We start from the raw sequence: 22,638 nt of genomic DNA on the forward strand, positions 1-22,638 counted from the left end.
GGTTAGGGTTATCACGTGGGTCAGATTTAGATGGAAATCACACGGCCAAGTGGGTCACTTCTGGATGGAAATCAACAGTCCGATGACTCCGGCGTGCTTCAATGCCTCTGGATACCTTGGAGGCCCAGACTTGCCAACCATGGCCTTCATGGTCTCAGGAAGCGCCTCGCGAACCCATGCGGTCAACGTCCCTCGACCGGGATAGCCCAGGGCCCTCATCGAGGCGCTGCTCGAATTCCCGGCACCAGCCCTTCAAGGCATTCTTTGTTGGGTAACCCAACTGACGAATGGTCGCTCTGACGCGTTTACCGAGCTTGATGTAGAGCTCGACCGCTAGAACCCTGTCTTCGTAGGAATACATGAACTACCTCCTGGTAGTCCAAGTTTTCGTCCGCACCCCCAAAGGGTCACTTTTCGCAATGCCTTGACGCATCGTGCCCATGGTTGTCCAGCCTTCGACTCCTCATCTTCATGAGTCTGCACTAGCTGATCTGGGCAAGGGAGGCGCCAAGGGTCGGCGAGGAAAGCCTCGACAGGACTGCAGTGCGGCAGACATCCAGAATTTCATCGGCGAGTGGTGAGTCGTCAGGACACGCCCGTGACAGCACTATTGCGCCGATTACCTGTGCAATGACGTCGATCCGCATGGCACGCGCGTCGCCGCCCTGATTGCCTTCCTCTGTCGCGCCGCATTGGTTTGCCAGGTTCGCCAGCAAGCTTTCAACGCCGGCCGCAAAAGCCGTCTTGATCGACTCCGTCTGACGCGCGGCATCTCCGCATAGTGCGGCCATCGTGCAACCGTCACCAGGAGCATCGCGGTGCTCACGGGACAAGTAGTGCTTGACGAACTCCATCGCATCGACGCCTTCGGCCTTGGCCGCCGTCTGCGCAAAACCGCATGTTGCCGCCTCTGCCATCAGGTCGGCCTTGGACCCGAAGTGCTTATAGAAGCCACCATGGGTGAATCCTGCACCCGCCATCAAGTCCGCAATCCCTACCCCGTCATAGCCTCGCTCGCGAAACAGCGTGGAGGCCGTCTCGACGATGTGTGCCCGGTTCGCCTGCGCCTGCGCTTTGGTGACCTTCATGTCCAGGATCTCTCTAGATGTGCCATCAGTGAAGTTATGAATATACATTGATGTCGATCATCATCAAATCCCTTGACAGCAAAGATGTTGATCGACATCATTAAATCAACTCCAACGACCTTTTCGATCAAGAGAAAACACATGACCTCCCGCTCCACTGTTCTCATCACGGGCGCCTCGACCGGCATTGGCGCCATCTATGCCGACCGCTTCGCACGCCGCAGCCACGACCTTGTGCTGGTGGCACGCGACAAGGCGCGGCTGGAAACGCTCGCTGCGCGGCTGCGCGAGGAAACCGGCGCTGCCGTCGATACCCTCCCGGCCGACCTGACCCAGCCCGGCGATCTGGCCGCAGTCGAGATGCGCCTGCGCGAGGACGCCAAGATCGAAATGCTGATCAACAACGCCGGGGCCGCGCTGTCCGGTCACTTCATCGACCAATCGACAGACGATGTCGCCCGCCTGGTCAGCCTCAACACCACCGCACTCGTCAGGCTGGCGAGCGCCGTCGCCCCGCGCCTGGCGCAGGCTGGCAAAGGCGCGATCGTCAACATCGGCTCGGTGGTCGGCCTGGCGCCCGAGTTCGGCATGTCGGTCTACGGTGCGACCAAGGCCTTCGTGCTGTTCCTGTCCCAGGGGCTGAGCCTGGAGCTCGCGCCCAAGGGTGTCTATGTGCAGGCGGTGTTGCCAGCCGGAACCCGTACCGAGATCTGGGAGCGCGCGGGCATCGACAGCAGCGCGATGCCTGATCTGATGGGAGTGGAAGAGCTGGTAGATGCCGCACTGGTCGGATTCGACCGCCGCGAACTCGTGACCATCCCGCCGCTGCATGATGCCGCGCGCTGGAAAGTGCTGAACGCGGCACGGCAGACCCTGATCGCAGACATCCGGCAGGCGCATGTGGCAGAGCGCTATCGAGCCGCCGCCTGAAACCGCAAACAGCTCAGAACGGAACGGACAGCACATGACATTCAAGGCACTGCTCGCCAGCAAGACCGGCGACACCATATCAACCAGCCTGGTCGACTTCAAGGAAGAGGATCTGATGCCGGGCGACGTCACCGTCGCGGTCGAGTACTCGACGGTGAACTACAAGGACGCGATGGCGCTCAGTGGCCGGTCACCGGTCATTCGCCAGTTTCCGCTGATTCCGGGTATCGACTTTGCCGGTGTCGTCGAGTCGTCGAGCTATCCCGGCCTCGTCGCCGGCGACCGTGTGCTGGCGACCGGCTGGGGACTGAGTCAGACGCACCATGGTGGCTTCGCGCAGAAGGCGCGGGTGAGCGGTGATTGGCTGGTCAAGATCCCGGAGGTCTTTTCGACCCGGGATGCCATGGCCATCGGCACCGCCGGGTTCACCGCCATGCTGTCCGTGCTCGCACTGGAGCATGGGGGCCTGACGCCCGAGCGTGGAGACATCCTGGTGACCGGCGCCAATGGCGGCGCCGGTTCCGTGGCTATCACGCTGTTGTCGGGCTTGGGCTATCGCGTGATCGCGTCGACCGGCCGACTCGACGAAGCCGCCTACCTGCGTGCGCTGGGCGCGGCGGACGTCATCGACCGCCACACCCTGTCCGAAGCGGGCGCACCGATCGCCAAGGAGCGGTGGGCCGGGGCCATCGATTCGGTCGGCAGCCATACGCTGGCGAACGTCCTGGCGCAGACCCGGTATCGCGGCGTGGTCGCGGCCTTCGGCCTCGCACAGGGCGCGGATCTGCCGGCATCCGTGCTGCCGTTCATCCTGCGCAACGTCACCCTCGCCGGCATCGACTCGGTCAATGCGCCGCAGCCTGTGCGGCTGCAGGCGTGGTCGCGCCTGGCCAGCGACCTGGATCTGGGCAAGCTTGCACGGACCACCAAGGTGATTGGCCTGGCAGGGGTTCCTGAAATCGCCAGCCAAGTCCTCGCAGGGAAGGTTCAGGGGCGCACCATCGTCGACGTGAACGCCTGACCGCCAACGCGATGACGATGACGTTGACCCCGACCGACCGGCACCCAGGATAGCGCATGCCCTATATCGACACCCCCACCCAATCGATCGATGTCGACGGGACTGCGTTCGCGTACCGCGACCTGGGGCCGCGCAGCGGCGTGCCGCTGGTCCTGCTCAACCACTGGGGCGCGGTCCTCGACAATTTCGACCCGCGTATCGTCGATGGGCTTTCCCGCCGGCATCGCATCATCGCCATCGACTACCGGGGTATCGGCGCTTCAGGCGGAACGGCACCCGTGACCATCGATGCGACGGCACGAGATGCGATCGCACTGATCCACGCGCTGGGTTTCGAGAAGATCGACCTGCTTGGCTTCTCCCTCGGAGGATTCGTGGCGCAGGACATCGTGCTGAAAGCACCCGCGCTGGTGCGCCGACTCATCCTGACCGGCACGGGGCCGGCAGGCGGCAAAGGCATCGACGATGTCGGAGCGCATTCCCGGCTCGCAACTGGTCAGCTACAAGGACGCCGGGCATGGGGGGATTTTCCAGTACCACGGCGAGTTCGTGCCCAAGGCGCTGGCCTTCCTCAATGACTGAACGTCGGCATCCTCGGCGACCGGCTTCAATCAAAAAACCTGAAAAAACCCCCATGAAAGCTTTCATCATCGATCGTTACGGAAAGAAGGAAGTCGGCCGCATCGGCGAGATGCCCGACCCCGAGGTCCGGGACGATGACGTCCTGATCCGGATCCACGCGGCGAGCATCAATCCCCTGGATTCGAAAATCAGGAGCGGCGAATTCAAGCTGATTCTTCCCTACCGCCTCCCGCTGATCCTGGGCAACGACGTGGCCGGAACGGTCATGCGCGTCGGCCCCCGCGTTCGCAACTTCAAGCCCGGTGACGAGGTCTATGCACGCCCCGACGACGATCGCATCGGCACCTTCGCCGAGTTCATTGCCATCAAGGAATCTTCGGTGGCGTTGAAGCCCGCGAAACTCGGCATGGTCGAGGCCGCATCCCTTCCCCTGGTGGCCCTGACGGCCTGGCAGACGCTGGTCGAGACCGCCAAGCTGAAAAAGGGGCAGAAGGTGCTGATCCATGCCGGCTCCGGCGGCGTAGGCACCATCGCCATTCAGCTTGCCAAGCATCTCGGCGCGTTCGTGGCCACGACCACGAGTACGGCCAACATCGCCTGGATGAAATCCCTGGGCGCGGACGTCGTCATCGATTACAAGCAGCAGGACTTCGCCACGGTGCTTCGCGGCTACGACGTGGTGCTGAACAGCCTCGGCAGCGACGAGCTGAACAAATCCGTCCAGGTTCTCAAGCCGGGCGGGCATCTCATCTCCATCTCGGGGCCGCCCACCCCGGCGTTCGCCGTCGCGCGAGGACTGGCCTGGCCGCTCCAGCAGGTGCTGCGCCTGCTGAGTTTCGGCATCAGGAAGAAGGCAAAAAAGATCGGGAGCGAATACTCGTTCGTCTTCATGCGGGCCGATGGGGCGCAGTTGCGCGAGATCACTTCGCTCGTCGAATCGGGTGCCATCCACCCGGTCGTCGACAAGGTATTCCCGTTTCAGGACACCCACGAAGCTTTGGCTTACGTCGACAGTGGGCGCGCAAAGGGCAAGGTCGTGGTGCAAATGAGGTAGCCGCCGGGCATGCCTCGAATGCCTCGCATGCCTTGGAGTGCGTTCGATTCGATGTCGGTCTGGGTTCGCATGGGGGTCGCCTTTCGGTTGTTTCGCAGCGCATCCAATGCAGTTGCGGTACGTCCATAGGTTGCCAAGCACGTCTGCCAAGACCAACCTGCCGGGTGATGGGACTGAGCCACCGCACCGTCGAGATGCATGTCCGGCACTCGCTGGCGGCGCTCGATTGCCGGTCTCGGGCCGAGGGCGTGCGTGTCGCACTTCAGCGTGGCCTGCTCGGGGATGCGTCTGCGGCTTCGTGACGCCGCTGGCGGCTCGGCTGAGAGCCTATGGCCTGCTTACGTTTCGTCGCCGAGCCGATTTCACAAGGGTCGCGTGACGAATACCGGCAGCCCCAGTTGGCCGGCGAGCGGCTCGACCAGGTCTGCGTCTGGCCGGAATCAACGTGCGGCAGGCTCTTCGAGCGTGATCGGCTTGATGGGAGAGCAGATCCGGTAGTGACCGACCTCGGCCGGAGAGACGCCGCGCTCATGTGCGATGACCTCGGTGGCGGTGAGGCCGCAAAGGCGGCCCTGGCAGGGGCCCATGCCGCAGCGCGTGAAGGCTTTGCCCTGGCTCGGCCCCAGGCAGCCCAGGGCAACCGATCGGCGCAGTTCGCCGGCCGTGGCTTCCTGGCAGCGGCAGGCAATCACGTCGTCGGCCGGCACGCGATGCTGGAGCCTTTGATCTCCGTTGTCGCGATGCCGTAGATGCAGGGCAGGGTTCGGCGCGTCGCAGGCGCGGCCTAGAAATCAGCGACCTTGCCCCATGCTGAGTCGCTGAACCGCTCGGGCCGGTACGGTATGGGATCGACGATCGGTTTGGCACCGGTGGCAAGGTCCGCGACAAGGTGGCCGGCCCCGGGGCCGATGCCAAAGCCGTGTCCGGAAAAGCCCGCAGCCAGGATGAAGCCCGGCAGGCCCGGCACTTCGCCGATGCCGGGCACACCGTCCGGCGTGCTGTCGACGAAGCCGGCCCAGGCGTGCGTGATCCTTGCTTCGCGCAGTTCGGCCAGGAGCTCGACGGCGCGTCGGTGGGTCTCCCTGATCGTGGACAAACATGGCTTCGGATCGAGGATGCGCACCCGCTCCATCGGCGTCGGCGCATCGAGCCGCCACCGCCCCAGCGTTTCGTGGCCACCGCGAATGCCTTCCAGGCCCCCCGGAAGAAGGTTGCGCCAGCGCTTGGCGAACATGGGCACGAATTGCGGGGCGAAGCGCATGAACTGGGGTGTCACGTCCACGCGTGCGCGGCCGCTGATGGCCAGTGCGTAGCGTCCGTCGTTGCGGCGCGTCACGGAGACGCCTGAGGTGAACAGGGCATCCGGAAGGCGGTGCTCCACGGGGGACACGCTGAGGATGGATTGCCGGATCGAGGCCTGCGGAAAACGGATGCCGAGCTGGCGGCAGAACGAGGAGGCCCACGCGCCCCCGGCCAGCACGGCCGTCCTGGTCCTGATGACCCCGGCTTCGGTGATGACGCCGCTGACCCGCCCGCCTTCCGTCTCGATGCCGCGGGCCGCGCAGTTCTGGTTGACGCTGCCGCCAAGCTTGATGAGCGCAGCGGCCACGGCGGGCGCAGCCTTGCCAGGATCAGCGGTGCCGTCGCTGGGCGAGAAGACGCCGCCTTTCCAGGCGCGGCCGGTCGCTCGGCCGCGCTCGGCGGCCTCGCGGCTGCCGAGCACGTAGGTCGCCACGCCGGCGGTCTTCGCAAAATCGCGCCAGCTGGACCAGCGGGACAGCTCGGCCTCGTCGTTGCTGAGATACAGGAGCCCGCAGCGATGGAAGCCCGTGTCTTCCCCGCTTTCAGCGGCAAACCGTTCCCAGAGATCAAGGCTCTTGCTCGCCATCGGCAGTTCGCGAGCGTCCCGGTTCTGCTGCCGGCACCAGCCCCAGTTGCGGCTCGATTGCTCGGCGCCGATCCTTCCCTTTTCGACCAGGGCGACCGATACACCGCGCTTGGCCAGGTAGTAGGCGGTAAAGACGCCGATGATGCCGCCGCCGATCACGACGACGTCAGCGGAGGCCGGCGGCTTGGAGGAAGTGTTGAGATGGTGCAGCGGAGGGGACATGATGAATCTCGCTCGTCGATTCAAGCCTGGACGCTTTCGCTGCTTTCCTGGAAGCCAAGAATGGCTTTGGTTTCCAGGTATTCCTCGAGACCTTCGATGCCGTATTCGCGGCCGTTCCCCGAGCGCTTGTATCCGCCGAAGGGTGCATGGGGGCTCCAGGCCGGATAGTTGATGTGCACCTGCCCGGAGCGGATGCGCGCCGCGACGGCGCGTGCCGCTGCAAGGTCCTGCCCCTGAACGTGAGCGCCCAGGCCGTAGACGGTGCCGTTGGCAATCTCCACGGCCTCGTCGACGCTGTCGTACGGAATGATCGCGAGTACCGGCCCGAAGATCTCCTCTTGCGCGATCTGCATCCGCGGATGCACCGCGGAGAAGATGGTCGGACGGCAGTAGAAACCGCGGCTCAAGGCCTCGGGCCGGCCGAGGCCGCCGCAAACGAGCCGCGCGCCTTCGGCGATTCCGATGCCGATCATTTCCTGCACCCGATTGAACTGGGCGCGATTCGCCACAGGGCCGTGCGTGGTCTGCTCGGCGCGCGGATCGCCCACGACGAAGCTGGACGCCGCTTCGTGCGCGATGCGTTCGACCTCCTGGAGGTGCTCACGCGGCACGATCATGCGCGTCGGCGCGCTGCACGACTGGCCGACGTTGCGCAAGGCGGCCGCCACACCTGCTGGCACGGCTCGCACCAGGTCCGCGTCCGGCAGGATCACGTTGGGCGATTTCCCGCCGAGTTCCTGAGCCACGCGCTTCACCGTCGGGGCGGCCGCCTGGGCCACCAGGACGCCGGCCCTGGTCGAGCCGGTGATCGAGATCATGTCCACGTCCGGATGCGCCGACAGCGCGGCGCCGACCTCCGGCCCAGTGCCGCTCACCAGGTTGAAAACGCCCGGCGGGATGCCGGCGTCTTGCATCACCTGCGCAAAGAGCAGGGCGCTCAGCGGCGACAGTTCGCTGGGCTTCAGGACCAGCGTGCATCCCGCCGCCAAGGCCGGCCCGACCTTGGCGGTGATCTGGTAGAGCGGCCAGTTCCAGGGAGTGATCAGGCCGCACACGCCGATGGCCTCGCGCATGATGGCCACGTCCCCCCGATGGGTAAGAAACGGATAGCTGGCCAGATTGTCCCGGGCCACGCGGATGTGCTGCGCCGCGACCGGCACCTGTGTGCTGCGCGCAAAGCCGATGGCAGCGCCCATCTCCTGCGAGATCACCTGGGCGAACGACTCTGCTCGTTCGAGGATCAGGGCGTGGACACGGTCGAGAAGCAAGACCCTGCTCCGGACGGAGCTCACGGACCAGGCGGCGAAGGCGCGCCGCGCCGCAGCCACCGCCGCATCGACGTCCTGCGCAGTTCCCAGCGCGATCTCCGCAACGGGTTCCTCGGTCGACGGGTCGATGACGGAGGCGCGAGCCTGCCCCTGGGGCAGCACCCACTCGCCGTCGATGAACATGCGGTCCAGACGGCCAGTGCTCCGGAGGCGTTCGACGATGGAGGAGTTCACGGAGTTGGTCCTTTGGAAAAGGGGCTGAGGTCGGACTTGTGGATGTCCAAAAGTCTAGGCCGCGTGCCCCTCGCGCCGGTGCTGCAATGGGGGTCTTGCACAAAGCAGACTGCGGTTGTGCGAGTCGCTACAGCAGATCGTGCCATCACGCCATCCGTTCTGCCGACGCCTCGACCTCGCTCTCCGTGTGATCGGCTAACCGCGCTTCTGCAATGTCGAGTGCGGATGCAGCGGATGCGCCAGCGTGTCGGCGATGAGCCTCAGCGCCTGATCGCACTGCTCCCGCGACATCGGCCCGCCCAGGCAAATGCGCACCGCATCTGGCGGATCGCCATCCGTCGAAAATGCTGCGCTCGCCACCACGCCCACGTTCTGGGTGCGCAGGTAGGACGCGAACTCCACCGGGCTCCAGCCCGGTGTGAGCGGCAGCCATGCATGAAAGCCCTCAGGGTGTGCCTGCAACCCGCTGTCGCCCAGATGGCGCGTCGCGAGCAGTTGCCGCGCCCCCGATTCGGCGCGCACCGCCTGCAGCATCGCCTCGGTCGTTCCGTCTTCCACCCACAGCGTGGTCAGCGCATTGGTGATCGGCGAGGCCATCACGGTGGTGGCGCGCATCGCGCCCGCGAGGCGCTGCGACTGCACCACCGTCGGTGAACACACGTACGCGCTGCGCAGCCCCGCGCCGAAACATTTGGAGAACCCGCTAACGTAGTAAGTGAGCGCGGGGGCAAGCGTGGCGATGGTGCCCGGCGTCTGGCGCGGCAGCATGCCGTAGGCGTCGTCCTCGATGATCGGAATGGCATAGCGCAGCGCCACGTCGGCCAGCGCTTCCCGCCGTGCGCGCGACACGGTGCCGGCGGTCGGATTCAGCAGCGTCGGGTTGCAATACAGCGCCTTGGGCTTGAGCGTCTTGCAGGCATGCTCGAAGGCATCGGCGATGGGGCCGTCGTCGTCCAGCTGCAGCGCATGCAGCTGCACGCCCAGTTGCGCCGCGATGGCCTTCACGCCCGGGTAGGTGAGCGACTCCACGCAGATCAGCTCGCCCGGCCGCGCGAGCTGCGAGAACAGCGCCGTGAGCACGCCGTGGATGCCGGGGCACACCAGGATGCGGTCCACGCTCGCATGCGGCACGAAGGGTCGCAGCCATTGCAAGGCCACTTCGCGGTCGTGCGCGGTGCCGCCGAAGTCCTGGTAGCGCAGCAGGTCGTGGAAGTCGATCTCGGCGAAGGCACGGCTCGCGCTCTCGTGCAGCCGCGCCATCAGGTGCGCGTCGTCGGGCTCTGGCGGCATGTTCATCGTCATCTCGGCGCCGCTGCCGCCACGCAGCCGCAGGCTGGGGCTGCCGGAGCGGATGAAGGTGCCGGTGCCGGCGCGCGAGTCGATCAGGCCGCGCTTGCGCGCCTCGGCATAGCCGCGCGCCACCGTCGTGTAGTTGAGATCCAGGTCGGCCGCGAGCTCGCGCAACGTAGGCAGGCGGTCGCGCACGCCAAGGCGGCCTGTCTTGATGTCGTCGGCGATCAGATCGGCCAGCAGCAGGTAGGCCGGCCGGTCGCTGTTGCGCAGCTGCTTGCGCCAGTGGGTGGTGATCGTGGGCATGGGGCGGATCGTCGAAGTTGATTGCATCCATTGATTGCATCGGGCCACCGATCAAGCACGCAGGAATCGCGCCCGCCCCGGAGGCGCCGAATGCTTCGATCGGGTGCGATCAACCTCATTGATCGGGTGCATTGATCGCATGGCGGGTGCGTCGTCGCGGTGCGGAAACCGGCCGGCAGCCTCTGTGCGTGCCCGCCTTTGCGGCCTTCCGAATTTTTTTATCCGCACGCAAGGCGCACCGCTGCACATTGATCGCGAGTTGATCGCACGCACCCGGCCGCACGCTGGCACATCGCCTGCAAAGAGAAAGGCACGCAAGACCTGCGTTCAACCCCTCAACCGGAGTACCCCATGCCCAAAGTCACCCGCCCCCGCAACGAGAAAGGCGAGTACCTCGTCGACTACGAAGAGAAGGTGTTCGAAGATGTCAAGGCCGACCCCGGCGAGAAGGCGCTCGTCACCTTCCACACGGTCGCCTTCGAAGGTTCCATCGGCTTCGTGAACCTGCTGCAGGCCACGCGCCTGCGCCGCAAGGGCTACGAAACCTCCGTGCTGCTGTACGGCCCCGGCGTGACGCTGGGCGTGCAGCGCGGCTTTCCCACGCTGGGCGACGAGGCCTTCCCGGGCCACCAGAACTTCAACAAGCAGATCAGCAAGTTCATGGAAGAAGGCGGCAAGGTCTACGCCTGCCGCTTCGCGCTGCAGGCGCTGTACGGCCACGGCGAAGGGGCGCTGATCGAAGGCATCACGCCGATCAACCCGCTGGACGTGCTGGACCTGGTGCTGCTGCACAAGAAGGCCGGCGCGGTCATCCTCGACACCTGGACGCTGTAGGGCAGGGCACCGGCGATGGCTTCCACATCCCGCATCGTGCGTGCCGCGGCGATCCAGATCGCGCCCGACCTCGACCGGCCCGACGGCACGCTCGACCGGGTGTGCAGCGCCATCGACGAGGCCGCATCCAAGGGCGCGCAGCTCGCGGTCTTTCCAGAGACCTTCGTGCCCTACTACCCCTACTTCAGCTTCGTGCTGCCGCCGGTGCTGCAGGGTGCGCCGCACCTGCGGCTGGCTGAACGCGCGGTGGTCGTGCCGGGCCCGGTCACGCAGGCCGTGGCCGAGCGCGCGCGCCATCACGGCATGGTCGTGGTGCTCGGCGTGAACGAGCGCGACCACGGCAGCCTCTACAACACGCAGCTGGTGTTCGATGCCGACGGCACGCTCGCGCTCAAGCGCCGCAAGATCACGCCCACGTACCACGAGCGCATGGTCTGGGGCATGGGAGACGGCGCGGGGCTGAAGGTGGTCGACACCGCAGTGGGTCGCGTCGGCGCGCTGGCCTGCTGGGAGCACTACAACCCGCTCGCGCGCTACGCGCTGATGGCGCAGCACGAGGAGATTCACTGCGCGCAGTTCCCCGGCTCGCTGGTCGGCCCGATCTTCGCGGAGCAGATGGAAGTGACCATCCGCCACCACGCGCTGGAGTCGGGCTGCTTCGTGGTCAACGCCACCGGCTGGCTCAGCGACGAGCAGATCCGCTCGGTCACGCCCGACGCCAACCTGCAGAAGGCGTTGCGCGGCGGCTGCCACACCGCCATCGTCTCGCCCGAGGGCAAGCACCTCGCGCCGCCGCTCACCGAGGGAGAGGGCATGGTGGTGGCCGACCTCGACATGGCGCTCATCGCCAAGCGCAAGCGAATGATGGATTCGGTCGGCCACTATGCGCGGCCCGAACTGCTGTCGCTCGCCATCAACGACCGGCCGGCGCAAACCACCGTGCCGATGCATCTCACGCAACCCTTTGTTCAACGGAGCTCCGACCATGACCACCACGACGACACAGCAAGACAGCCGGCAACTGATGACCGAGCTCCAGTCCTTCGGGTTGCGGCTGGTTGATCCTTCGGCGGGCGTTGCGAGCCGCCGCGGCGGCGCGGGCCCCTCGGACCACAAGGCCGTGACGGTGGACGGCCACACGATCATGGTGCCGGTCCACACCTCCACGGCCTGGCACTCGCCCTTCACCGCCGAGGCGCCCGACGCGCAGGGCATGAGCCGCGTGATGCGCGGCAGCATTCCCATTGCCAGCATCAGCTTTCCGAAGCAGCCGCGCTTCTACGCGATGCAGACCTTCGACGGCGTGCCCTATTCGCACATCGCCACGCTGCACGGCAGCGACGTGCTCGCCACCACGGTGTTGCAGACCTGCATCCGCTACGAGAGCCGGAAAAAGAGCTGCAAGTTCTGCGCGATCGGCCAGTCGCTCGCGGCCGGCCGCACGGTAGCGCGCAAGACGCCCGAGCAACTCGCCGAGGTGGCGCGCGCCGCCGTGCTGCTCGACGGCGTGAAGCACATGGTGATGACCACCGGCACGCCCAACGCCACCGACCGCGGCGCCGCCATCCTCTGCGAGAGCGCCTTCGCCATCAGGGCCGCGGTGGATATTCCCATCCAGGGCCAGTGCGAGCCGCCCGACGACGACCAGTGGTTCCACCGCATGAAGGCGGCCGGCATCGACACGCTGGGCATGCACCTGGAAGTGGTGACGCCCGAGGTTCGCGAACGCCTCATGCCGGGCAAGGCGAGCGTGCCTGTCTCGCGCTACATGAGCGCCTTCGAGGCGGCCGTGGGCGTGTTCGGACGCGGGCAGGTCAGCACCTACATCCTGGCGGGGTTGGGCGATACGCGCGAAGCCATCCTCGACACCTGCGACCAGTTGCTCGCGCGCGGCGTGTACCCCTTCGTCGTGCCCTTCGTGCCGATCAGCGGCACGCCGCTCGAAGACCATCCGGCGCCCACGCCCGAGTTCATGAAGTCGCTGCTCGCGCCGCTGGGCGAGCGCGTGGTGGCGGCGGGCCTGCGCTCGGCCGACATCAAGGCCGGCTGCGGCAAGTGCGGCGCGTGCTCGTCGCTGTCCGTCTACGAAAGCTGACCATGCTGTGCATCGACGACCTGAGCGAGCTCGACCTGCACTACGCGCCGGTCGAGTACCTGGTGCGCGAGGCGGCGCAGCAGTGGGAGCGCGACGAAGCGATGGGGCTGCGCCGGGCGGTGTTCTGCATCGAGCAGGGCATCTTCGTGCGCGACGACCGCGATGCCATCGACGACCACGCGCAACTGCTGGTGGCGATGTCCTGCGCGGCGGGCATGCCGGAGCAGGTGGTGGGCACGGTGCGCATCCACCGCGGGGAGGCAGATGGCGAATGGTGGGGCTCACGCCTTGCCGTGCATCCCGCGTTCCGCAGCCAGGGCCACCTGGGCGTGACGCTGATCCGCCTGGCGGTTTCGCGCGCCAACGCGCTTGGCTGCAAGCGCTTCTTCGCGCAGGTGCAGATGCAGAACGTGCCGCTCTTTCGCAAGCTGGGCTGGCAACTGCTCGAAGAAACCGGCGTGCACGGCCGCCCGCATGCACGCATGCAGGCCGAGCTCGGCTGGTACCCGCCCTGCCACGACCCCGTGAGCGGTTTCGTCACGCGCTCCAAGGTGCTGCCATGACCGACAACGTCCGCGAAATCGCCGAAGCCCTTCGCGCCACGCGCGGCTTCGCCCACAAGCGCGACATCAGCGATGTGGTCTCCGCCCTCGGTCGGGCGCTTCCGGGCGGCCACGCGGCGCTCGCGCAGGCCGTGCCCATCGGCGACGACTGCGCCGCCATTCCCGACGGTCACGGCGGCTACCTGCTGTTCGCCATCGAGGGGCTGGTCGAGGACTTCATCGTGCGCATGCCGTGGTTCGCGGGCTACTGCGGTGTGATGGTCAACGTGAGCGACATCTACGCCATGGGCGGCCGGCCGACCGCCGTGGTCGATGCACTGTGGAGCACCGGCATGAGCCCTGCGGACGATGTTCTGCGCGGGCTGGCCGAGGCGGCTGTGCGCTACGGCGTGCCCATCGTCGGCGGCCACAGCAACAACCGCAGCGAGCGGCCGCAGCTCGCGGTCGCGATCCTCGGCCATGCGCGCAGTCTGCTCACCAGCTTCGATGCGAAGCCCGGCGACCTGCTCGTGATGGCGGCCGACCTGCGCGGCGCCTACGAGGAGCCCTTTCCCTACTGGAACGCATCGACCGCCGCGCCCGCCGCGCGCCTGCGCGCCGACCTCGAAGTGCTGCCCGCGCTGGCCGAAGAAGGCCTGTGCCGTGCAGCCAAGGACATCAGCATGGCGGGCGCGGTGGGCACGGCCATGATGCTGCTGGAGTGCTCGGGCGTGGGCGCGCGCATCGAGCTCGACGCACTGCCCAGGCCCGCGGGCGTGCCGCTGATGCGCTGGCTGTCCTCGTTTCCGAGCTACGGCTTCGTGCTGAGCGTCGCGCCTGCGCAGGTGGGCTCGGTACTGGCGCGCTTCGCCGCGCGCGACATCGCCTGCGGCGTGATCGGCGAGGTCGACGCCACGCGGCAGGTGCACCTGCGTGCCGGTGGAGAAGAAGCCCTGCTGTGGGACTTCGGCAGTGACGCCTTCATCCAGCCACCCGCCATTCGACCGGAGACCGCCGCATGCCGGTGACGCACTTCCGCGTACGCTGGCCCGACGCCAGCGAGACCCGCTGCTACTCGCCCTCCAGCGTGGTGCGCGAACACCTCGTGCCCGGCGAGCCCTATGCCCTCGGTGAGTTCATGCAGCACGCGCGCGAGGCATTGGGCCTCGCCAGCGAGCGCGTGCGCGCGAAGTACGGCTTCGCGTGCTCGCAGGCGATGGACCAGCTCGCGGAGATCGAACACATCGCTGCGCGCTTCGCGGAAACCGCCGGCGCGCAGGTCACCGTCGTCGCCTTCGACTGACGACTCCATCCCCAGAGAGAAAGAAGCACCCCATGTCACACCCCTACGGCGGACGCAGCCACTACAGCGTCGTCATCGTCGGCGGCGGCCAGGCCGGCCTGTCGCTGAGCCACTGCCTGCAGCAGCGCGGCATCGACCACCTCGTGATCGAGAAGCGCAGCCTGGTGCACACCTGGCGCACGCAGCGCTGGGACTCGTTCTGCCTCGTCACGCCCAACTGGCAGTGCCAGCTGCCGGGATGGAGCTACCTCGGCAGCGATCCGCACGGCTTCATGGTCAAGGACCAGATCAACGAATGGCTCGCAGGCTTCGTCGATCATGTGAAGGCACCGGCCATCGAGGGCGTGACGGTCGAGCGCGTCTCGCGCGATGGAGAACGCGAGCGCTTCAACGTGCAGACCGACGCCGGCCTCTACACCGCCGACCAGGTGGTCGTGGCCTCGGGCGGCTACCACCGCCCCATCGTGCCGCGCCTCGCCGAGAAGCTGCCTGCGGGTGTGGCGCAGTTCCACTCGGCGCAGTACCGCAACCCGGCGCAGCTGCCCGAGGGCGCGGTGCTGGTGGTGGGCTGCGGCCAGTCGGGCGCGCAGATTGCCGAAGACCTGCACCTGGCCGGCCGCAAGGTTCACCTGGCCACAGGCCACGCGCCGCGCTGCGCGCGCTTCTACCGCGGCCGCGAGGTGGTCGACTGGCTCGCCGAGATGAAGTACTACGAGATGCCCGTCACCGAGCATCCGCTGCGCGAAGGCGTGCGCGACAACACCAACCACTATGTGACCGGCCGCGACGGCGGGCGCGACATCGACCTGCGGCGCTTCGCGCTCGAAGGCATGGAGCTGTATGGGGTGCTGAGCGGCTTCGACAGCGGAAACTTCGAGCTGCAGCCCAACCTGCGCGACAACCTCGATGCCGCGGACGACACCTACAACCGCATCAACGCGTCGATCGACAAACACATTGCGGCGAAGGGCATCGAGGCGCCACCGCCTTCGGTCTACACGCCCGTGTGGGAGCCGGCGCAAGAACGCACGCGGCTCGACCTTGCGGCGGCGGGCATCGGCAGCGTCGTATGGTGCATCGGCTTCTCGCCGGACTTCGCGTGGGTCGATGCGCCGGTGTTCAACGGGCGCGGTGCGCCGGTGCACCTGCGCGGGGTGACGAACGAACCGGGCCTGTACTTCCTGGGCCTGCCGTGGCTGCACACTTGGGGGTCGGGGCGCTTCTCGGGCGTAGCCGGTGATGCGGCGTTCCTCGCGGAAGCCATCGAAAATAGAAAATCGAAACTGCGCGAGAGCCATGCCGCAGTGGCACGAACACTCCATGCCGCCTAGTGATCGAACATGTGCCGATGGTGTTCAGCGCTTGAAGAACATTGTCCTTCGCGCATTGCGAAATGCCGGTCGAACGCGTGAGCTCCATGCCGTTGCGCGCACCGCCAGCCATGCCGGGCTGTCGAGTGCGTCCGGGCTTTCGAGGTCGTAGCAGGCGTAGTACCGGGGAGAGCCGAAAGCAACGACGTAGCGCGAGGCCCGCACCGTTCCCTTGACCGCGGCCAGCCCGGGCAGATGCTCCTGCGCATACCAGGCGTTGAGTTCTTCCTCGAATTCCGGAAGTACGTCTGTCTCCACAACGTAGTGGAACGGGGCGACCCGGCCTTGCGAAGCGCCCGCTATCTCCTGTGTGCAGACAAGGCGATGCCACCCGGAGCCGCCGCGCGGGAGTGCGTCGATCGGCAATGCGTCGCCCGGCAGGTAGAGGTAGATCGCGCCGTCGTCCACGGCCTGCCAGGGCCGGGCTTCCGGATGGAGCCGATGAAGTTCGGCCATGAGCAATTCGTCGGATGCAGCAGGTGCGTCCAGCTTGAGCAGCCAAAGGTCTTGCATCGCTCGTTTCGTTTCAGTGCGCGACGTTCAGTGCCACGAGCAGCCGTGACACCATGTTGTAGGCCGCCACCGTCGCCACGAGCTCCACGACGCCCCTGGCATCGAAGTGCTGCTGCACCTGCGTCATGAGGGCCTGCGGCACGACGATCTGCCGGGTCATGGTGTCGGTGAGTTCCAGCACCAGGCGTTCCATCGGCGTGAAGACGTCCGGCAATGCCTCGTCGCGAACGGCCGCGATCTTCTCGCTGCCGACGCCGGCCTTCTGTGCGTGGGGCACATGCGCGTCGAACTCGAAGCTCGCGCCGTTGAGTACGGCGACGCGAAGAATGATCAGTTCGCGCAGATCCGCCGGCACGCCGGTCTGGTTGCGCACGGCCGTGAGCAGGCGCTCCCAGCCCGAAGCGATCGGGCCGCTGTTGAGCAGCACCTGGTAGAGCAGGGAGACGCGACCGCGCTCCGCCATGATGCGGGACTCGACCTCGGCCAGTTCGGGCACCGTGCCGGGTTGTACCAAAGGCACGCGGATGTGGGAGGTGGTCATTGATCGATCCTGATGTTCTTGTCTTGGATCAGCTTGGCCCATTTGTCGGTGTCGTGCTTCAGCAGCGCGGCCAGCGCCTGGGGCGTCGATGGCGCGGGCTCGGTGCCCGCCTTGAGCAGCTTCTCCCGCACCTGCGGATCGGCCAGCGTGTTGCGCACGGCCTTGTTGATTGCGTCGACAACGGCCGCAGGCGTTTTGGCGGGCGCGAACATGGCATACCAGTTGTTCGTGTCCACGCCCTTGATGCCTTGCTCCTCCAGGGTCTTGACGTCCGGCAACGACGGCAGGCGCTTGGGCGACGCCACGCCAAGTGCCTTGAGACGTCCGCCCTGCACGTAGTTGAGCAGCCCTGGCACATCGCCGAAGAAGCCGCGTACCTGCCCGCCCATCAGGTCGGTGATGGCGAGGGCTCCACCTTTGTAGGGAACGTGCAGGAGCTTGGCACCAGTGGCGTCCTTCAACTGCTCGATGGCCAGGTGCGGAATGCTTCCGATGCCGGACGACGCGATGGCGGTGGGGTTGGGGCGGTTTTTCGTGGCCGCCACGAACTCGGCGGCATCCTTCGAAGGTTCGTCCTGATTCGCGACCAGCAGTTCGACGTTGTTGACGACCACGGCAACAGGCGCGAAATCGCGTTGCATGTCATAGGGCAAGCTCTTGTAGAGCGCAGGGTTGATGGCGGCGGCGCCCACGCTGGTCAGCCAGACCGTGTTGCCGTCCGGCGGGGAGCGCACCACGCTCACAGCGCCGATCGCTCCGTTCGCGCCCGGCTTGTTTTCGACGATGACCGTGCGCCCCAGTTCCTTGCCCAGCCGTTCCGCCATGATTCGTGCGACCAGTTCGACCGGGCCTCCCGGCGCGAAGGTGACGACGATGCGCATGACTTGCGTTTGAGCAACTGCGTTGGTTGCGATGGAAAGGCCGAGCGCGGCGGCGAGAAGAAATTGCTTGATCACGAGTTTTGTCTCCGTCAGGGGAATTGTTGGAATGCGTTCAATCGCAACGTGCTGTCATGCCGCCATCCACGACCAGCTCCGTGCCGGTAATGAAGCGTGCCTCGTCGCTGGCCAGGAACAGCACGGCGCTCGCGGTGTCGCGGCCGTCGCCCATGAAGCCGAGCGGGATGCGTTTCTGGCGTTGGGCGAGCAGCGCCTCGACGTCGCCGCCTGCGCGCTGCCTGGCCAGCCGCGTCTCGACCATCGGTGTGTGCAACTGCCCCGGCACCACGCTGTTGACCCGCACGCCCTTCGCGGCGTGTTGAACGGCAATGACGCGCGACATTTGAATGACGCCCGCCTTGGTCGCCGCATAGGCCACTTGCGCGCTGCCGGTCCAGCGCATGCCCGAGGTCGACGAGATGTTGACGATGGAGCCCGCGCCCTTGGCCAGGAGTGTGGGAAGCACGTGCTTGCAGGTCAGGAACACGCTCTTGAGGTTGATGTCGATCTGCGAATCCCATGCGTCTTCGGCAAGTTCCACCGGCCCTCCGGCGGCGGAGCCACCGACGTTGTTGACCAGGATGTCGATCGTTCCGTAGGTCTGCAGGCAAGCCGCCGCCATGGCAGCGACGCTGTCGCTGCTGGTCACGTCGCAGACCCAGGGCGTGATCGAGGCGCGTGCAGCGCCGGCGAGCTCCAGGGTTTCGTCAAGCCGCGCACGATCGCGGTCGACCGCCAGCACCCTGGCGCCTTCTTCCGCCAGCCGCACTGCAATGGCGCGGCCGTTTCCCCAGCCGGCACCGACACATCCGGCGCCGGTCACGATGGCCACCTTGTTCGCAAATCGCAAGCTCATTGGTTGTCTCCAAATTGATAAAGTCGTTGGGGGTTGTGCATGAGCAACGCTTCGCGCGCGGCTTGGCTCGGTGCGATCTCGGCGATGAGATCGACCAGTTGCCGCTCGTCCGGAATGGGCCCTCCGTGGTTGGGGTGGGGCCAGTCGTTGCCCCACAGCACGCGGTTGCCGAATTCCGCGACCAATGTCCTGGCGAAGGCTTGAGCGTCTGCGTAAGGAGGCCCCAGGCGCGTGATGCGGTCCATGCCGCTGACCTTCACCCAGAAGCGCTCGTCGGCCATCAGCATCAGCAGCGCCTGGAAGTCCGGTTGGTTCAGGCCGAGGGCCGCGTCGATCCGGCCGATATGGTCGATCACCACGGGTGTCGGGGAGCGTCGCAGCGCCGGCGCCAGATCGGTCAGCAGGGCAGGGTCGCCATGTATCTGCAGGTGCCAGCCCAGCGGCGCGATGCGCGCGGCCAGTGCAAGGACGGCTTCGATCGGCGTATGCCGTCCCAGATGTCCCATGAAGTTGAAGCGAACGCCCCGGAAACCGGCTGCGTGGAGGCGTTGAAGTTCGGCATCGTGGACGTCCGTTGGCAGCAGGGCAATGCCACGATAGTCGCTGGGACGTGATGTGACGGCGTCTTCTGTCGCACTGTTGTCGAAGCCGTGACAGCTCGACTGGACCACCACGCAGCGCGTCAGGCCCAGGCTGTCGTTCAGCGCGTACAGGGCTTCCTTGGGCGCATCTTCCTGGGGAACGAAGGCGGCCCCGGGTGCATACGGAAAGCGTGATCGAGGGCCGAAGACATGGCAATGTGCATTGCATGCCCCGGATGGAAGAGTCAATGTCATGCCGCGAGTGTTGCAACCCGTGGATATCGGTGATAGGTATGCATGTCTATATCAGCTATGCTCATCCGCTATGGAATTGCGGCAGCTTCTCTACTTTGTCACGGTGGTCGACGCCGGGAGTCTCAGCCGAGGTGCTGTGGTACTCGACCTCGCCCAGCCCAGTCTGAGCAGACAGATCGCACTTCTCGAGGCCGACCTCGGACAACGGCTGCTCGTGCGAACGGGGCGTGGCGTGGTGCCGACCGAGGCGGGGGAGGCCTTGCTCATTCATGCCCGCGCGATGCTCGACATTTCCTGGCAAGCCCGCGACGAGTTGCGCGACATGGATGAAAGCCCTGCCGGCCGGATCATCGTCGGCATGCCGCCCCGCGTGGCGTTGGGGCTGAGCACGCCGCTTGTCCAGCGATTCAGAGAGAGGTTCCCGCGCGCAGTGATCACGGTGCTCGAAGGACTGAGCGTGGCACTGCGCGAGTCGTTGATTGCGGGAAGGCTGGATCTTGCGCTTCTGTTCGACCCCGCGGCCTCACCCCAGTTGACGTTCCAGCCGCTGATGCGAGAGAAGCTGCTGCTGGTCGCACCGCCCGCAAGCAGATTGCCGGCCAAAGTAGGCCTGGCCGCATTGGCGAACTACCCGATGGTGCTGCCGAGCGCTCCGAATGCGATTCGCCATTTGCTTGACTCCGTGTTGAATCCGCGTCGAATCCAGTTGCAGGTTCTTGCGGAAGTCGGTGCCGTCCAGACCGTGCTCGCATTGGTCGCGACGGGTGTTGGATGCACGATCCTTCCGGAAAGCGCACTCCGGGCGAGCGGCAACGAGAAGCTGCAGCGCGCGCCCATCGGTCCGCCGACGATCTGGAATGCGTTGATGCTGGCGACGCCGGTGGCGCGTCCCGCAACGCGCCTGACACGGGGAACCGCACAGCTCTTGCAGGAACTGGATTTCCGGCAGCGCTAGCCGGGTCGGACCTGCGGCCGTAGGTACAAGTCGCTCGCGATCTCGAATGCGAGCACAGGCATAGCTGGAAGACATAGCTGATATAGGAGCGACCAGCTTACGAATGCTGGTATCGCCACGGAGACTCCGGCACCATGTCCATCGAAAACCAGTCAACTCCCGCAGGCGGGGCTCTTTCACGGAGCAAGCTGATCTCATACCGCCCGGCACGCGCGAGTGCGGATGTCCAGATCGAATTCACTGACCAGGGCACGGGGCCCGTTGTCTGCATCCTGCCGTCGCTGGCTCGATCGGGGCGAGACTATGACGTCGTTGCAGCCCATCTCGCAGCATCAGGCTTTCGCGTCCTTCGACCTGAACCGCGCGGCATCGGTCGCAGCAAGGGGCCGATGGAAGAGCTCGATCTGCACGACTTCGCGAGCGATGTCGCCGCGGTCCTCGACAGCGAGGCAGTCGGTCCGATCGTGATCGTCGGCCATGCGTGGGGCAGTCAACCCGCCCGCACACTGGCGGCAGACCGGCCGGATCTCGTACGCGGTGTCGTCATGGCGGCGGCTTCCGCCGGCAAGCTTCCTCCCGGGTCGACCGAGAAGCCCTACAGCCGCCTGCGCGATGAGATCGACGGTGCGGGCGATCTCTCCCTGTCGGAGCCTCGAAGGCTCGAGTGCCTTCGCAAGGCTTTCTTTGCGCCGGGGCACGATCCCAGCGTGTGGCTTGGCGGCTGGTTTCCTGCGGCCCACGATGCCCAAGGTCGCGCCCGAGAGATCACCCCCGTGGATGACTACTTCTCCGCGGGCGACCGCGTACCCATCCTCGACCTTCAGGCCGAGCATGACGCCGTGGTCGTCCCCGACATCATGAAGCCGATGCTGGGCGATCGTGTCACCGTCGAGATCGTTCGCGACGCGGGGCATGCAATGGCTCCAGAGCAACCGCGCGCGATGAGCGACGCCATCGCGTCCTTCGCGCGAAAGGTGTACCTCGCTGTCTGAGCGGTGAATGCAGGTTTGCGGCCGAAGGCCTGCTCAGGCGGATGCCAGAAGAGCGGCCGTCGCTTTCTCCCTCAAGGAAAGCAATGGGCCGCTGAGTTCCTGCTCCACGTCGTCCATGTTGGCGGCGGTGGCGACACTGACGTTGAGCACATAGATCGGGCGATCCGCCAGCACGATCGGTGCTGACAGGGCGATCACTTCCGGTTGCCATGCGGCGCTGCAGTAGCCGCGCTGCTCGATGCTGAGTTTCGCGGACTTGATCTCGTCTCGCAACTGCCCCCATCCGGTGGAGCGTCTGCTGCGGAACAGTGCCAGCAGCGCTCGCCTCGTGGATTCCGGAGCGACCGCCAGATAGGCGCGGCCCAACGAAGTGAGTTCCATCGGCACCCGTTGACCTGCCACCACATGGCGTAGCGCGACGCGGCGGTTGTAGCGAACGGATTCGAGATAGACCATTTCGTCGCGATCGGGCACCGCCAGGCCGACGTTGATGCGCATCTTTTCGGCCAGCGCGCGCATCAGCGGGGCGACCGTGTTCAGCACCGGCGAGCCCGCGCGCATCGCATGGGCCAGGCTCAAGACATGTGCGGCGAGGCGGTAGGCCCGGCGGGCGCGATCGTGCTCCAGCAGGCCGGTTTCCACCAGCGTCTGCGTCAGGCGGCTCACGGTGGCGCGAGACAGTCCCGTGCGTTCCGCGAGTTCGCCGTTGCCAAGCAGATCGGCGCCTGGCCTGAACGCTCTGAGCACCTCGACACCGCGCACGAGCGACCGGTTGAGCATCGGGTCTTCGTGGTGTGGCCGGCGCGCTTTTTCAGAGGGTGTGTTCGACATGTTCCGCGAGTGGCGTGTGGCGCTGAAAACGTGGGGAGAGGCGCCGGGCAGCGTATCACCGATTTCCATCTGTTGGAAATAGGGGGGTGCGCGAACCGCTTGGCAAACCTAAGCTTCACCCATTCGATGAGAACCGCAGCCCAACGTGG

23 protein-coding genes and 2 pseudogenes are annotated in these 22,638 nt (G+C 66.1%); 13 read left to right on the forward strand and 12 right to left on the reverse strand.

The genetic code is table 11. The annotated features are described in order from the left end of the window. Nucleotides 1-75 precede the first annotated feature (75 nt). A pseudogene (locus ACCD11_RS04580) lies at nucleotides 76-361 on the reverse strand (IS3 family transposase); the annotation flags it as partial. 121 nt (nucleotides 362-482) lie between these two features. Continuing rightward, on the reverse strand, nucleotides 483-1,088 hold the full coding sequence (locus ACCD11_RS04585) for a TetR/AcrR family transcriptional regulator (RefSeq protein ID WP_413312620.1): 606 nt from the start codon (nucleotides 1,086-1,088) through the stop codon (nucleotides 483-485). Between the two features lie 141 nt (nucleotides 1,089-1,229). Between ACCD11_RS04585 and ACCD11_RS04590 the strand changes: the two genes are divergently transcribed. From ACCD11_RS04590 to ACCD11_RS04605, 4 genes are read left to right on the forward strand one after another with little or no spacing between them, the layout of a single operon-like run. Then, nucleotides 1,230-2,018 carry an SDR family NAD(P)-dependent oxidoreductase gene (locus tag ACCD11_RS04590; protein ID WP_413312795.1) on the forward strand — a complete coding sequence of 263 codons (789 nt, stop codon included), beginning with the start codon at nucleotides 1,230-1,232 and terminating at the stop codon, nucleotides 2,016-2,018. A 34-nt stretch (nucleotides 2,019-2,052) separates the two neighbouring features. Beyond that, on the forward strand, nucleotides 2,053-3,039 hold the full coding sequence (locus tag ACCD11_RS04595) for an MDR family oxidoreductase (protein WP_413312621.1): 987 nt from the start codon (nucleotides 2,053-2,055) through the stop codon (nucleotides 3,037-3,039). 56 nt (nucleotides 3,040-3,095) lie between these two features. Then, on the forward strand, nucleotides 3,096-3,617 hold the full coding sequence (locus tag ACCD11_RS04600) for an alpha/beta fold hydrolase (RefSeq protein ID WP_413312622.1): 522 nt from the start codon (nucleotides 3,096-3,098) through the stop codon (nucleotides 3,615-3,617). Nucleotides 3,618-3,673: 56 nt separating this feature from the next. Then, on the forward strand, nucleotides 3,674-4,675 hold the full coding sequence (locus ACCD11_RS04605; RefSeq protein WP_413312623.1) for an NADP-dependent oxidoreductase: 1,002 nt from the start codon (nucleotides 3,674-3,676) through the stop codon (nucleotides 4,673-4,675). 440 nt (nucleotides 4,676-5,115) lie between these two features. Here the strand turns inward: ACCD11_RS04605 and ACCD11_RS04610 are convergent. The 4 genes and pseudogenes from ACCD11_RS04610 to ACCD11_RS04625 form a co-directional block, all read right to left on the reverse strand. Then, nucleotides 5,116-5,388 (reverse strand): annotated as a pseudogene (locus tag ACCD11_RS04610) (FAD/NAD(P)-binding oxidoreductase); the annotation flags it as partial. A 71-nt stretch (nucleotides 5,389-5,459) separates the two neighbouring features. Further along, on the reverse strand, nucleotides 5,460-6,785 hold the full coding sequence (locus ACCD11_RS04615; protein ID WP_413312624.1) for an NAD(P)/FAD-dependent oxidoreductase: 1,326 nt from the start codon (nucleotides 6,783-6,785) through the stop codon (nucleotides 5,460-5,462). 20 nt (nucleotides 6,786-6,805) lie between these two features. Next, complete coding sequence (locus ACCD11_RS04620; RefSeq protein ID WP_413312796.1) at nucleotides 6,806-8,236, reverse strand: aldehyde dehydrogenase family protein; 1,431 nt, start codon at nucleotides 8,234-8,236, stop codon at nucleotides 6,806-6,808. A gap of 246 nt (nucleotides 8,237-8,482) precedes the next feature. Continuing rightward, the gene (locus ACCD11_RS04625) at nucleotides 8,483-9,883 is read right to left on the reverse strand and encodes a PLP-dependent aminotransferase family protein (protein WP_413312625.1); all 1,401 of its coding nucleotides are present in this window, start codon (nucleotides 9,881-9,883) and stop codon (nucleotides 8,483-8,485) included. A 351-nt stretch (nucleotides 9,884-10,234) separates the two neighbouring features. On the opposite strand from ACCD11_RS04625, the gene ACCD11_RS04630 reads away from it, so the two are divergent. The 7 genes from ACCD11_RS04630 to ACCD11_RS04660 are packed head-to-tail and all read left to right on the forward strand — an operon-like array spanning nucleotide 10,235 to nucleotide 15,988. Next, on the forward strand, nucleotides 10,235-10,717 hold the full coding sequence (locus ACCD11_RS04630; RefSeq protein ID WP_007832834.1) for an MSMEG_0572/Sll0783 family nitrogen starvation response protein: 483 nt from the start codon (nucleotides 10,235-10,237) through the stop codon (nucleotides 10,715-10,717). Nucleotides 10,718-10,732: 15 nt separating this feature from the next. Continuing rightward, a complete protein-coding gene (locus ACCD11_RS04635) occupies nucleotides 10,733-11,779 on the forward strand; it encodes a Nit6803 family nitrilase (RefSeq protein WP_007832835.1) in 1,047 nt (348 codons plus the stop codon). Beyond that, entirely contained in the window at nucleotides 11,742-12,812 is a 1,071-nt protein-coding gene (locus tag ACCD11_RS04640) for an MSMEG_0568 family radical SAM protein (protein ID WP_007832836.1), read from the forward strand. Before ACCD11_RS04635 ends, ACCD11_RS04640 begins: the two co-directional genes overlap by 38 nt. 2 nt (nucleotides 12,813-12,814) lie before the next feature. After that, complete coding sequence (locus ACCD11_RS04645) at nucleotides 12,815-13,375, forward strand: MSMEG_0567/Sll0786 family nitrogen starvation N-acetyltransferase (protein ID WP_007832837.1); 561 nt, start codon at nucleotides 12,815-12,817, stop codon at nucleotides 13,373-13,375. Next, entirely contained in the window at nucleotides 13,372-14,382 is a 1,011-nt protein-coding gene (locus ACCD11_RS04650; protein ID WP_413312626.1) for a sll0787 family AIR synthase-like protein, read from the forward strand. The genes ACCD11_RS04645 and ACCD11_RS04650 overlap by 4 nt, the downstream gene beginning before the upstream one ends. Further along, a complete protein-coding gene (locus ACCD11_RS04655) occupies nucleotides 14,373-14,657 on the forward strand; it encodes an MSMEG_0570 family nitrogen starvation response protein (RefSeq protein WP_413312627.1) in 285 nt (94 codons plus the stop codon). Before ACCD11_RS04650 ends, ACCD11_RS04655 begins: the two co-directional genes overlap by 10 nt. A gap of 32 nt (nucleotides 14,658-14,689) precedes the next feature. Further along, nucleotides 14,690-15,988, forward strand: coding sequence for an MSMEG_0569 family flavin-dependent oxidoreductase (locus tag ACCD11_RS04660; RefSeq protein ID WP_413312628.1), 1,299 nt, complete (start codon nucleotides 14,690-14,692; stop codon nucleotides 15,986-15,988). Between the two features lie 24 nt (nucleotides 15,989-16,012). Here ACCD11_RS04660 and ACCD11_RS04665 read toward each other — a convergent pair whose 3' ends face one another. From ACCD11_RS04665 to ACCD11_RS04685, 5 genes are read right to left on the reverse strand one after another with little or no spacing between them, the layout of a single operon-like run. Further along, on the reverse strand, nucleotides 16,013-16,540 hold the full coding sequence (locus ACCD11_RS04665) for a hypothetical protein (RefSeq protein ID WP_413312629.1): 528 nt from the start codon (nucleotides 16,538-16,540) through the stop codon (nucleotides 16,013-16,015). 13 nt (nucleotides 16,541-16,553) lie between these two features. Next, nucleotides 16,554-17,081, reverse strand: coding sequence for a carboxymuconolactone decarboxylase family protein (locus tag ACCD11_RS04670; RefSeq protein ID WP_413312630.1), 528 nt, complete (start codon nucleotides 17,079-17,081; stop codon nucleotides 16,554-16,556). Next, on the reverse strand, nucleotides 17,078-18,037 hold the full coding sequence (locus ACCD11_RS04675) for a Bug family tripartite tricarboxylate transporter substrate binding protein (RefSeq protein ID WP_413312631.1): 960 nt from the start codon (nucleotides 18,035-18,037) through the stop codon (nucleotides 17,078-17,080). Before ACCD11_RS04675 ends, ACCD11_RS04670 begins: the two co-directional genes overlap by 4 nt. A gap of 37 nt (nucleotides 18,038-18,074) precedes the next feature. Next, complete coding sequence (locus ACCD11_RS04680) at nucleotides 18,075-18,875, reverse strand: SDR family NAD(P)-dependent oxidoreductase (RefSeq protein WP_007832850.1); 801 nt, start codon at nucleotides 18,873-18,875, stop codon at nucleotides 18,075-18,077. Next, nucleotides 18,872-19,711, reverse strand: coding sequence for an amidohydrolase family protein (locus ACCD11_RS04685; RefSeq protein WP_413312632.1), 840 nt, complete (start codon nucleotides 19,709-19,711; stop codon nucleotides 18,872-18,874). The genes ACCD11_RS04680 and ACCD11_RS04685 overlap by 4 nt, the downstream gene beginning before the upstream one ends. Before the next feature lie 70 nt (nucleotides 19,712-19,781). On the opposite strand from ACCD11_RS04685, the gene ACCD11_RS04690 reads away from it, so the two are divergent. After that, nucleotides 19,782-20,666 (forward strand): LysR substrate-binding domain-containing protein, encoded by an 885-nt coding sequence (locus tag ACCD11_RS04690; RefSeq protein ID WP_413312633.1) that lies wholly within the window; start codon nucleotides 19,782-19,784, stop codon nucleotides 20,664-20,666. Between the two features lie 134 nt (nucleotides 20,667-20,800). Continuing rightward, entirely contained in the window at nucleotides 20,801-21,658 is an 858-nt protein-coding gene (locus tag ACCD11_RS04695; protein WP_081502650.1) for an alpha/beta fold hydrolase, read from the forward strand. Nucleotides 21,659-21,691: 33 nt separating this feature from the next. Here ACCD11_RS04695 and ACCD11_RS04700 read toward each other — a convergent pair whose 3' ends face one another. After that, nucleotides 21,692-22,489 (reverse strand): IclR family transcriptional regulator, encoded by a 798-nt coding sequence (locus ACCD11_RS04700; protein WP_413312634.1) that lies wholly within the window; start codon nucleotides 22,487-22,489, stop codon nucleotides 21,692-21,694. Between the last annotated feature and the right edge of the window lie 149 nt (nucleotides 22,490-22,638).

This window comes from Variovorax sp. Varisp36 (genome assembly GCF_047304235.1).
Classification (GTDB): domain Bacteria; phylum Pseudomonadota; class Gammaproteobacteria; order Burkholderiales; family Burkholderiaceae_C; genus Variovorax.